Annotated in this window: 15 protein-coding genes; 9 read left to right on the forward strand and 6 right to left on the reverse strand. The window is 42.6% G+C overall.

Annotated elements, in window-relative coordinates; translation table 11 throughout:
- The first annotated feature begins 196 nt into the window (after positions 1 to 196).
- The gene (locus tag ACM0OP_RS22395) at positions 197 to 691 is read left to right on the forward strand and encodes a thermonuclease family protein (RefSeq protein ID WP_414530622.1); all 495 of its coding nucleotides are present in this window, start codon (positions 197 to 199) and stop codon (positions 689 to 691) included.
- Between the two features lie 277 nt (positions 692 to 968).
- On the forward strand, positions 969 to 1,535 hold the full coding sequence (locus ACM0OP_RS22400) for a thermonuclease family protein (protein ID WP_414530623.1): 567 nt from the start codon (positions 969 to 971) through the stop codon (positions 1,533 to 1,535).
- Here ACM0OP_RS22400 and ACM0OP_RS22405 read toward each other — a convergent pair.
- The 6 genes from ACM0OP_RS22405 to ACM0OP_RS22430 form a co-directional block, all read right to left on the reverse strand.
- Positions 1,461 to 1,853, reverse strand: a complete 393-nt coding sequence (locus ACM0OP_RS22405; protein ID WP_414530636.1) for a recombinase family protein — start codon at positions 1,851 to 1,853, stop codon at positions 1,461 to 1,463. The two genes, ACM0OP_RS22400 and ACM0OP_RS22405, sit on opposite strands and share 75 nt — an antisense overlap.
- A 9-nt stretch (positions 1,854 to 1,862) precedes the next feature.
- Positions 1,863 to 3,035: a hypothetical protein gene (locus ACM0OP_RS22410; protein WP_414530624.1), complete on the reverse strand. Its 1,173-nt coding sequence runs from the start codon at positions 3,033 to 3,035 to the stop codon at positions 1,863 to 1,865.
- A 109-nt stretch (positions 3,036 to 3,144) separates the two neighbouring features.
- Entirely contained in the window at positions 3,145 to 4,716 is a 1,572-nt protein-coding gene (locus ACM0OP_RS22415; RefSeq protein ID WP_414530625.1) for a hypothetical protein, read from the reverse strand.
- 185 nt (positions 4,717 to 4,901) lie between these two features.
- Positions 4,902 to 5,198, reverse strand: coding sequence for a hypothetical protein (locus ACM0OP_RS22420; protein WP_414530626.1), 297 nt, complete (start codon positions 5,196 to 5,198; stop codon positions 4,902 to 4,904).
- A complete protein-coding gene (locus ACM0OP_RS22425) occupies positions 5,195 to 5,386 on the reverse strand; it encodes a hypothetical protein (RefSeq protein ID WP_414530627.1) in 192 nt (63 codons plus the stop codon). The genes ACM0OP_RS22420 and ACM0OP_RS22425 overlap by 4 nt, the downstream gene beginning before the upstream one ends.
- A gap of 219 nt (positions 5,387 to 5,605) precedes the next feature.
- Positions 5,606 to 5,863, reverse strand: coding sequence for a hypothetical protein (locus ACM0OP_RS22430; protein ID WP_414530628.1), 258 nt, complete (start codon positions 5,861 to 5,863; stop codon positions 5,606 to 5,608).
- A gap of 377 nt (positions 5,864 to 6,240) precedes the next feature.
- Here ACM0OP_RS22430 and ACM0OP_RS22435 point away from each other — a divergent pair, with 377 nt between their 5' ends.
- From ACM0OP_RS22435 to ACM0OP_RS22465, 7 genes are all read left to right on the forward strand, one after another.
- A complete protein-coding gene (locus tag ACM0OP_RS22435; protein WP_414530629.1) occupies positions 6,241 to 6,393 on the forward strand; it encodes a hypothetical protein in 153 nt (50 codons plus the stop codon).
- Positions 6,375 to 7,052 carry a hypothetical protein gene (locus ACM0OP_RS22440; RefSeq protein WP_414530630.1) on the forward strand — a complete coding sequence of 226 codons (678 nt, stop codon included), beginning with the start codon at positions 6,375 to 6,377 and terminating at the stop codon, positions 7,050 to 7,052. Before ACM0OP_RS22435 ends, ACM0OP_RS22440 begins: the two co-directional genes overlap by 19 nt.
- A 120-nt stretch (positions 7,053 to 7,172) precedes the next feature.
- Positions 7,173 to 8,060, forward strand: coding sequence for a hypothetical protein (locus ACM0OP_RS22445; RefSeq protein WP_414530631.1), 888 nt, complete (start codon positions 7,173 to 7,175; stop codon positions 8,058 to 8,060).
- A 196-nt stretch (positions 8,061 to 8,256) separates the two neighbouring features.
- Entirely contained in the window at positions 8,257 to 8,877 is a 621-nt protein-coding gene (locus tag ACM0OP_RS22450; RefSeq protein ID WP_414530632.1) for a Uma2 family endonuclease, read from the forward strand.
- A 102-nt stretch (positions 8,878 to 8,979) separates the two neighbouring features.
- Entirely contained in the window at positions 8,980 to 9,258 is a 279-nt protein-coding gene (locus ACM0OP_RS22455) for a hypothetical protein (RefSeq protein WP_414530633.1), read from the forward strand.
- Positions 9,259 to 9,369: 111 nt separating this feature from the next.
- The gene (locus tag ACM0OP_RS22460; protein ID WP_414530634.1) at positions 9,370 to 9,711 is read left to right on the forward strand and encodes a hypothetical protein; all 342 of its coding nucleotides are present in this window, start codon (positions 9,370 to 9,372) and stop codon (positions 9,709 to 9,711) included.
- Positions 9,708 to 9,896: a hypothetical protein gene (locus ACM0OP_RS22465; RefSeq protein ID WP_414530635.1), complete on the forward strand. Its 189-nt coding sequence runs from the start codon at positions 9,708 to 9,710 to the stop codon at positions 9,894 to 9,896. Before ACM0OP_RS22460 ends, ACM0OP_RS22465 begins: the two co-directional genes overlap by 4 nt.
- The last annotated feature ends 84 nt before the right edge of the window (positions 9,897 to 9,980 follow it).

Below are 9,980 nucleotides of genomic sequence, written 5' to 3' on the forward strand. Positions count from 1 at the left end.
CAATCCTCTCCTAGAATCCCACTGTCAATAGGGTTTGAGACGCGCTAACCCTGCCCTAATATGCTTGTCAAGTTTGTCCAGTTATCTAGTGGACAAACTATTTTTAGTTACAAAATTTTGGGGTAACGTTCAGTTAAAAGCGTTTAACCTGTTTTAAGCTACTCTACACCACTGTCTATACCAGAAGCATTAAACCATGATTAGCCGCTACGCACCATTACTAGCGCTTGTTAGTTTGACTTTGTTCAGTTGCAACACCCAAAGCAGTACACTACCACCACCTACTGAGGATTGGATAGTGACAAACATTAGCGATGGTCACAGCCTCACTGTTAGACAAACAACTGGACAAGAGATGAAGATACGCTTATGTGGTATTGATGCCCCAAAACTAGATCAACCACTGGGTAAAGAATCTCGTGATGCACTGCGATCGCTTATAGCTTCCTCTGACAATGAGGTGATGGTTTCTCCAATAGAAAAAGATAGGGATGGCCGCACATTGGCTGAAGTGTTTATCATTCTTCCTGATAGCGAAAAGTTTTTGAATGAGGAGCAAATATCTTCAGGGAACGCCTACCTGTACAAACAGGATGCTGGTAAATGCCCCAATGAATCAACTTTGGAAAATGCAGAAGTGATTGCACAATCTAAAAAGTTGGGGTTGTGGAGTGGGTTTAAAGGAAAGTAGGCAATCACTCACCCCTGTATCCATTCCCTAGCCACTTTTAGCGCCGCATCTGCTGAGTAATAAATCCCTTTCTTTCCATAAACCGAACAGTCCGGGCTAATTATCCGAAATTCCCAAGCATGAGCCGAAGTATAGAAAACCATCAATATGTGGTTACTGGTGAAGATTAGCGTCTCTATCTTTATACTCGATGGCATGAGGTATAAATATCTTTAATCAAAACCGGGAATTTATATGACGGCTGGGTATTCTAACTATATGTAATTATTGGTTACGCATGATATTTAAATTTATCTCTCTTGCTACTGCTTTAGTCTTAACGCAGCTTATTCCAATTCCAGCCGCCAACGCCCAAACCTTTACGGGAATTGTAGTATCTGTAGGAGATGGCGATACCATACAAGCAAAATTTGGAAGTAAGAAAGTTACTATTCGACTGGCTTGTATTGATGCCCCAGAAATAAAACAAACACCTTGGGGTAAACAGTCAGCAGATAGACTCAAAAAATTATTACCAGTAGGACAATCAATCAAAGTCCGTTCAGTTACCCAAGATAGGTATAAAAGGCTAGTAGGTGAAATTTATGTAAGCGATCGCTCAATTAACCTCACAATGGTTAGGGAAGGGCAAGCGGTTGTTTATACAGAGTACCTTCAAGGTTGTGCTGATACTAAGAGTCAGTTTATCCAGTCTGAAGCTGAGGCTAAAAACAAAAAACTAGGATTTTGGAATCAAACCAACCCTGTGATGCCTTGGGATTTTAGACGGTCAAAAGAAGTTGTATCTACTCCTGCTCAACAAACTACACAAAAACAGTGCGATCGCTCTCAAAGACTTCCCTGATTTGTGGTGTCTTCTGATAATCTCTATAACCTGCTGCTCATCGTCACTGGGGACTAATTTACCCTCTACCGACTGCTGACCAAAAGCAGGGGAACCGTAGGCATAGCCACCTTGAGAAGCTTTCGCCTTTCTTCCCCCTTGGGTACGCTCGGTAATTTGGGCGCGTTCTAGTTCGGCAACTGCGGCCATCATGGTTAAAATCATTTTCCCGGTGGGGGTGCTGGTATCTACATTTAGATCCAGCAATACTAATGCTTTATTGGCAGGTTGTAGAACATCTTCTACCAGTTCCAAAACATCTCGACAATTGCGAGCTATCCGATCAAGCTACTTCTCTCGATTAACCAGCACCCCATCCACACACGCAATGCCCCACGGTGGAAACTTCGCCAAAAGCTTCTTGATCACGATTTGCAAAGCAGGATCATCATTCCAGCACTCGTGAAGAAACTCAAAATCAGGTTTTTCCCCAAGTATCCCTGCCATTTTCAGTTTTTCCATCCGTTTTGGTCGCGCTTTTAAGCGGGTTGCGATTCCTTCACTTGACCATTTTTCATCATTGTGGTCAGGTGCGGCGGAAAGAGTGTGGTAATGATGAGTTTTGTCCTCATCGCCCGAAACCTTGTTTTCACCTATCAGCGTAGTTTGTTCATTTTGGGCAACGGGCGCGGCGGAATAAGTGCCTTCTCTACGAGACGCTGCGCGAACATAAAAAACTGTCGGTTTAACACAACAACTTTGGTTTTCTCCCTCCAAAAAAGCAGATTCGCCCTGTACAGCATCCACAAGCGCCAGCGATGTGCAGTCCGTTACCGTAGGTGTAGGTAACTCTTCTTTTTTTTCTTCCACGCCCTCAACAATCTGAGGCGATGCACCCCCCAAGGGTGCAATCGCCGTCTCCTCACAGTGAGAGTTTTCGTGTTGCGTGGAAGAATCACACCTCACAATCTCTTTTGAAGAGTTTGTGAGGTGTTTCCGAGGAGTTCGTGAGGTTTTACAGAATGCTTGCTCTGATTGGGGTTGACTTGAGATACACGCCAAATTTGTGGCATCTATTTCTAAGAAGCCAGCATTCATCTCTGAATTTTGAGAATTTGGTTCTGTTTTTTCAGCATTTGGTTTTTGTGAGGTAGAGTCAATTCCCTCCCAAAACTCCTTCATCCGGCTACCATGCAGATTCCGTACCAACCAGCCGACTGTTTCACGCCCATCTTGTATGGACTTGTCAGGCTTGAAAATAAACACTCCACTGTCAGATAGAACTTTCTTCGCCGCAATAAAACTGCTGTAACCCATAGCTGTAGATAAGGGCATCCACCGGGAACCATAAGGATCAGCCGTCCAACATTCCTGCCATAGTTGATTCACAGAAGGCTTTTGCTGGGAAGCCCACAGCATATCTTCTATGGGGATAATTACATGAAGCCTTTTATACGGGGATTTCTGTTTACTAGCAGCAGTAGACTTTTTGGGTTTCGGTCTTGTAATAGTTGCAGTCATTATGCTAACTCCTGTTTGTTTGGACACACGGAAATTTCCCCCACTATGATTGCGAGGTTGGATACTCATATTTATTTGTCTAAAAAATTACTGGGAAGGGTAAAACTAGTTAGCCTTGCCAGAGTCGCAATTTATCTCTGGAATATTTCTCAGTTTTCTGAAATTTTTCTTTTGAGTGATCCCAAGCGACGACAACTTCCTCGCCCAAGTCCTCGATTACTTTGCCTCTGGCTATATAGAACCTGTCGTAAGGGTCAGCGTGAGCAACGATAGAACCAAGTTCAATAACGGGAGGTTCAGTAGATGCCTTCTGGAGTGAGGTAATTAATTCTGTTTCCTGGGTAGTCAATTCTGCTAAATAGTCGTGTTTTATAGCTTCGTATTCTTGAGCAACATCCCAAAAGTCTTGCCAGCTAGACCCCGGCTTCATCAGCACTCCCCGAATCTCACTAACCGCTTGGGGTAATAGTTGCAATTGCTCGACTCGATATGTGATCGCCTGCGGGGTCGGTTCACTGCCCAAAATCAGAGCCGCAGCTTCCAGTGCTTGGGTGTTGTTCATGGCACTGGCTAAATTCCCCAAAGCCAAACCCATCAACCGTAAGCATTCTTTGGCATTTTCTTTGGGTGGTTCCGTGGCCAGCGATCGCAGATCAATTGTTCTCTCTAGTGCCTGTTTCACCTGCTTATTTAAAGCTTTGGCTGCCTGTTTGGTGAAGGTGTTTCCCCACTGCTGAGTTGGATATTCCTGTACGGCGTGTTCCAATTCCTGAATGCGCTGCTGAAGTCGCTGGTTTTCAAACTCCAGTTGGCGCAGGTTTTCCATCTCGTCCAACCGTTGCTGCAACTGAATGTTTTGCTGTTTCTGTTGTTGGAATAATTTCTGGTATGCCTCCAGTTGTTCTTGAACTTGTGCTTCCGCCCTGGCTGATGCTTCGGCTTGCAAACCTACCCTCAATTCCTGTTCTAGTCGCTCTAGTTCCTGTTTGTGCTGTTGTTCGAGTGCTGCGATTGCTTCGGTGTATTCTGCGGGGTATCTGCGCTCTCTAGGTAAGTTTACGCTGAAGATATCTAAATCAGCATTGTTGATCAGCAGCCTCTCTCCATCAGGGAACGTGACAATCTGCTGATAATTGTTTGGTGGATCTGCCTCAATAACTCCCGATTCCCCATATTTGAAATGTGATTGTGATGAAACTGTGACTTTCGCCATTTCCGGAACCATTGGTTCCTCAACAGAGTGCTTTTTTCTCACAGTCGGAGGAACCACTTTCTTGGCAGCAGCAGCAAAGTCTGATTCACTAGGGGAAGGGTTTTGTTCGAGTGCGATCGCTAAAGCTTGTTTGAGTTTTTCTGGTTCCTTGACCAAACGCAACAATGGCCGAGACTGACGCTCATTTTTGATATGTCCGCCAAATTCCCCAGCAGCTTCAATCACCTTTTTGGCTGCTAGAAGTTGGTTTATCCGTCGGTAGCCACCCCAGGCAGATAATTCACGCTGGCAGTATTCTTCAAAGTTTTTGTAGCCCCCCTCAAGGTAAATCTGTTGTTCCCGCATTTGGAGAATTTCATCCACTGCTTGCCACTCGAAGCGGTCGATGGCGGCGAAGGTTTCTTTGATGCTGGTGTTGAGGTCAGCGTAATCAGAGGCAGAGATTGTCTTGGGATTTAGTGTTAGCATGATTCTTGCCCACTATGGTAAATGCTTGTGATATTGCGGTTTTGCAATCAGTGCCAAAGTGAGTCTTTAGCTGAATCTTTAGATTTGACCAAAAATGTGTCAGCATAGTAATTGGCTCACTTTGTCTTCAACGATTTGAGTAAGCGATCGCATTGCTTTGGACGGTGGGCGATCGCTTTTAGTTTTTAGACTGCAATTTGATGTTGAACAAAATCTAGCAGAGGAGGGAATATCCTTGATTTGTCAGCAGAAACCAGTACAAATACTACATTGCTAGAAATTGGTTCCCGAATGTAGTTGTAAAGAATAGCAAATGCTGCTGTAGTCAGATAATGAGCATTTCTCAATAAAACTACAACCTTAGAAGCATCCACCTGTGTAAGCAATGTTTGTATACGCTTAATTAGTCTTTCAATATCTTGGGCTTCATAACCCTCAGTGGCTTCAAAATCTATAATTTGGTCACATATAAAAGATGTCATTGTTTTTCCTCTGTGTTTTCAACTTTCTCAAAAGTGCCATCGGCGCGCCGTCGCCAGCCATCTATAATTACATTATCTTCAGGGTTACGAAGGTTTGAGGGATCACGCCAATCGTAATTAGTTTCGCCAGACGATTTTGGCTCTATTGGAGGTATTTTGTCCTGATTGGAATCGTTGGTTTCACTCATGCAACCCGTATTATCTGGAACTAGCAGAAGGGAGAAAAATTTATTTGTTTATCCCCCTTCTGCTTTTTGTTGTAGAATCTATTGTAATGCAATAGCGACGCATTGCGTTACTAGCAGGCAATAAAATTTAACCCGCCTCGTTGTTTGACGGAGGCGGGCTTTCTTTCATAATTTTAAGGATGCGATTGCGTTGCAGCCTGAGAGATTTGTTCTCCTCTCTCAGGCTGCTGATTTTTTTGCCATTTCTTGCTGCTGCTTTTCTAGTAGCTCCAATCGCTGTCCTTGTAATGAAAGCATTTCATAGAGCTTCTCCAAATTTATTTTTTCCGGCACTTGATTTTCATAGTGCTTGACAAAATCTTCAACTAGTTCATTGAGCAATTGTGACGGTCTAAGCCCTCTGCTTTTAGCTATCTTTTCTAACTCTTCTTTTATTTCGCTGCTAGTGCGAAAGTTTATCTGTGTGTCTAGCTTCATCGTTCTCCAGTAATTTGCGTTGCAATCCTTTTTCTGAATTATATTCTTCTCTTTATTAAAAAGAAAATTTTGCGTTGCAACTATTGACTATGCGACGCAAACGCATTACATTATATTCATGATCTAAAAAAAGCTTATCGCCTTTTAACCACGGGTTATTAATAAACCCTTCAGAACCTTGACAGCACAATCCAAAGTGACCGCTTAATGAGTAACCGAGGCACTGGCGCAACCAGAGAAGGCGAGGGGTACACAGCGAGAAATGGATTGGCATGAATAAGAAATCACCAGTAGGACGACTGACTTCTAAAGCCGTATCCGTCGCCTGACATTATCTGTCTCCTGCTTGGTAATGCTCCAGTCACTGGCTAGGAGTAATGAAACTATGGCTACGCCAAATTAGAGTGAGTGCGTTGTGGCATACCACAACGTTTGACCAAAAACAAAGGCGATCGCCCAACCGTCCAAAGTTTGCGATCGCCTTATACCTTTTATTCAAGGAATATCTATTATGCCTTACAAAACACTGATACAGCAACCATTTGACGAACAGACTGTAGCTCAAGCCGAACTAGACACTTACATTGAAGCCCAGGCGCAGACTGTAGCACCAGAAGAATTGATCCCCATTGAAATCAGCTTTTACGATCACGAAGTATATGCAGGTCAAAAGCTCGTAGCTGCGATTACCTATGACTATGAAGATGTAACCCAGCCCTGGCTCGTGATGGTCAATGGGCAGGAAATCTACCGAGCAAACACCTGGGCGAGAGTGTGGAGATACATCTGCACCCATCACAAAGACGGAAGCTTACCTGTACACGAACAACAAGAAGCCCCAAACACTACAGATAACGAAATAATGTGTCAGATTTTCAACGAATGCCAAAAGTTCGGCTTTGAAATCTTGGACGACGGCATTTATAAGGACGACGTGAAACTTGGTGAAGTAGGATACACCAACAATCAATGGTGGTTTGTCCGAGCATCAGAGGAAGATCAAGGGAGAATACCTTGTGATTCAGCTTTGGAAGGAGTTTGGTGGTTATCGATGGTTGATGTCGATGTGGAAACCGTGTCTTGTGAAGAGTTGTTAGACAAACCGTTTGACCAACTGACAGATGGAGAGTGGGAACACTTGCTAGAACATGAGCCAGGGTCAGCAGAACGGGAATTAGTGGTAGCGTAAAGTACAAAGGCGATTGTCGGTTGTGCAATCGCCTTTGTACTGTAATCGTTAAGAATAAGTTGCCACAAAAACGCATAGGCAGATACAGCCGTATAATAAAGCACAGTCATTATTGAAAACATGACTCGTAAACCTCACGACCAATTTGCAAAGCAATTTTTAGAGGAGCTATTGTCACCGTTAGGCAAGGTAGAACCGAACAAAGAGGTGATTCACGAAGCTCGGCAGGTAGATGTTTTGTTTTCACCAGCACCAACAGCCCAAGCACAAAATCTAGGACTACTGGGAAAAATTGCACTGCTGAATACGGCTTTACTGGAACCGTTTCGTAATCAGCCCAGTAAAACAGAGGTGCGGAACTGCCTGACAAAGTTGTTCACTGTAATTGCAGATTCGCAACGCAAAGCCAAAAGGGAAGACACGACCATACCAGAGGATAATCTAGCTCGATTGTGGATTTTAGCGCCATCAGCGTCCCCAGGATTATTAGAAAGTTTTGGGGTTAAACTAGAGCTAGAAACTTGGTTGCCTGGGGTGTATTTTCTACCTGATGTTTTTAGAACAGCGATACTGGCAATTAACGAGTTGCCTGTAACAGAAGAAACATTATGGTTTAGGCTTCTAGGGAGAGGAAAGGTTCAACAACAAGCAGTCAGTGAATTAGTTGCGCTATCACCAGAAAACCTTCTGCGCCGTAATGTTTTAGAAATAATTTACAGATGGCGTGTCAGTGTAATGACATACCAAGAATTAACTGAAGATGAACAGGAGTTAATCATGAACTTAACAGATGCTTATCAGGAAGCGAGAGCGCAAGCTGTACAAGAAGGACAACGCCAAGTAGTAGAAAATTTGTTGAGATACAGGTTTGGTTCTGTGGATGAAGAACTGTTGAGAGTTATTGATAGTTTATTACATCTCTCTCCAGATGAATTTGCTAAAGTGTTGCTGGAATTACCTACTTTCTCTCGTGAAGAACTTTTGAGTAGGTTCAATGTTAAAGGTTGATAGATCACGATTTTGTAAACGCCAGAACAATAATTTTACTATTTGGTCTGGTATCAGATATGCAAGAAGTCAACACAGATATACGCCAAATGAAAGCTAATATTCGGAATTAAAACACAGGTTGAGAGGAAGTTCTTAGGTTATTGCGGCGTAGCAACAATCCTGAAGCATAATTCACAGTATTAACAACAGTATCATGTTTCAACCTTTAGTTGAGCCAATATCTTTTGAAGAATTTTTGGAATGGAAACCAGAAAACGGCAGGTATGAATTACATAAAGGAGTCATAGTCGAAATGCAGCCAACAGGGGATCATGAGTTGGTTAGAGCATTTCTGATTAGAGAACTCAATTTTGAAATTCGCAGGATTAATCTAGCTTATTCAATTCCTGGACAAGCCTTAGTCAAAGCAGTAGATAAAAAATCGGGCTATATTCCAGATGTATTGGTATTGAATACACCTAATTTAGTTAATGAACCACTTTGGAAAAAATCATCAACAGTTTCTCAAGGGGAATCAATTCCGTTGGTAGTGGAAATTGTCAGTACAAATTGGCGTGATGATTATTTCCTGAAATTTGGAGAATACGAAGAAATGGGTATTCCCGAATATTGGATTGTTGACTATGCTGCCTTTGGTGGAAAGCGTTTTATAGGCAACCCAAAACAACCAACAATATCAGTTTACTGTTTAGTTGAAGGAGAATATCAACTAACTCAGTTTCGGGGAAATGACCGTATTCAATCACTCACTTTTTCAGAGCTAAATTTGACTGCTGAACAAGTTTTACAGGCGGATTTAGGTGGAAACTTCTAATATTATAATCAAAAAGCAGTCAGTGAATTAGTTGCGGTATCACGAGAAAACCTTCTGCGCCGTAATGTTTGAGAAATAATTTACAGATGGCGCGTCAGTGTAATGACACAGCAAACCTTAACTAAAGATGATCAGGAGTTAATCATGAACTTAACAGATGCTTATCAAGAAGCCAGGGCTGCTGCTGTACAAGAAGGAGTAGAGCAGGGACAACGCCAAGTTATAGAAAATTTGTTGAGATTCAGATTTGGTGCTGTAGACGAGAAACTGTCGGGAGTTGTTGATAGTTTATTGCGGCTATCTCCAGAAGAGTTTACACCTTTGTGTTTGCAATTAACTCGTGAAGAACTTTTGAGTAGGTTCGGAAGGACGGGGCAGTAAAAGTAATTACAAATTTAGTAAAAATTATCAGTTCCAAAGCGTTTTGTTAATAGCAGAGCGCTGTTTTTGATGAATGGAACCCAAGTAATTATCACGATCTTAAAGCCACCTATGCTCATAAAATCTTCTCCCCTCCCTTGTTGGCTAAATGCCCAAAATACAGCCGTAGCAGTTGCGCTGATTAAATTCGGATTTGTCTACGAAGGCGAATTAGAAGGTGACGACGTTGATGCCACGGAAGCAGTCACACAAGGCTGGTTAGTTGGCTGTAGATGCTGCGACAACTCAATAGTTGCGATATTTGACGGCGCTGTATTTTCTTCATCATGTGATGACTTTGGTGATTCACAGCTTAGATACAACCAACTCAAAAAGCTGATTAGGGCAACCCTCAGAAGCTACAAGCCTTTTAATCCTTACGAACAATTACAGTTATTTGGAACAGGATCATGATCAACCCTGAAGACTCAAAACAACTCCGCCAGCTAATCAAAACTGCTTACCTTGCCCTAGCTGCAATTGATGATTCTCCCCAGTTCAAGAAAATTAATTATTCGCCAGATTTGACCCTTGGTGATGCTGTAACCGCTCTGGAATACCTGGAATGGGAACTAGGGGATGAATCGCAAGAACGCTAAAAATAAAGGCAACTCCAGTATTAGGAATTGCCCAGAAATGTTGAATCTCGTTACAAAACTTTACATATTCAGGTATAGTAGTTT

The sequence above is a fragment of the Nodularia chucula CCY0103 genome (assembly GCF_963923915.1).
GTDB classification, from domain to species: domain Bacteria; phylum Cyanobacteriota; class Cyanobacteriia; order Cyanobacteriales; family Nostocaceae; genus Nodularia; species Nodularia chucula.

Coding starts and splice junctions, on each gene's coding strand:
- ACM0OP_RS22395 (WP_414530622.1), top strand. CDS start 197: ATGATTAGCCGCTACGCACCATTACTAGCGCTTGTTAGTTTGACTTTG.
- ACM0OP_RS22400 (WP_414530623.1), top strand. CDS start 969: ATGATATTTAAATTTATCTCTCTTGCTACTGCTTTAGTCTTAACGCAG.
- ACM0OP_RS22410 (WP_414530624.1), bottom strand. CDS start 3,035: ATGACTGCAACTATTACAAGACCGAAACCCAAAAAGTCTACTGCTGCT.
- ACM0OP_RS22415 (WP_414530625.1), bottom strand. CDS start 4,716: ATGCTAACACTAAATCCCAAGACAATCTCTGCCTCTGATTACGCTGAC.
- ACM0OP_RS22420 (WP_414530626.1), bottom strand. CDS start 5,198: ATGACATCTTTTATATGTGACCAAATTATAGATTTTGAAGCCACTGAG.
- ACM0OP_RS22425 (WP_414530627.1), bottom strand. CDS start 5,386: ATGAGTGAAACCAACGATTCCAATCAGGACAAAATACCTCCAATAGAG.
- ACM0OP_RS22430 (WP_414530628.1), bottom strand. CDS start 5,863: ATGAAGCTAGACACACAGATAAACTTTCGCACTAGCAGCGAAATAAAA.
- ACM0OP_RS22435 (WP_414530629.1), top strand. CDS start 6,241: ATGAAACTATGGCTACGCCAAATTAGAGTGAGTGCGTTGTGGCATACC.
- ACM0OP_RS22440 (WP_414530630.1), top strand. CDS start 6,375: ATGCCTTACAAAACACTGATACAGCAACCATTTGACGAACAGACTGTA.
- ACM0OP_RS22445 (WP_414530631.1), top strand. CDS start 7,173: ATGACTCGTAAACCTCACGACCAATTTGCAAAGCAATTTTTAGAGGAG.
- ACM0OP_RS22450 (WP_414530632.1), top strand. CDS start 8,257: ATGTTTCAACCTTTAGTTGAGCCAATATCTTTTGAAGAATTTTTGGAA.
- ACM0OP_RS22455 (WP_414530633.1), top strand. CDS start 8,980: ATGACACAGCAAACCTTAACTAAAGATGATCAGGAGTTAATCATGAAC.
- ACM0OP_RS22460 (WP_414530634.1), top strand. CDS start 9,370: ATGCTCATAAAATCTTCTCCCCTCCCTTGTTGGCTAAATGCCCAAAAT.
- ACM0OP_RS22465 (WP_414530635.1), top strand. CDS start 9,708: ATGATCAACCCTGAAGACTCAAAACAACTCCGCCAGCTAATCAAAACT.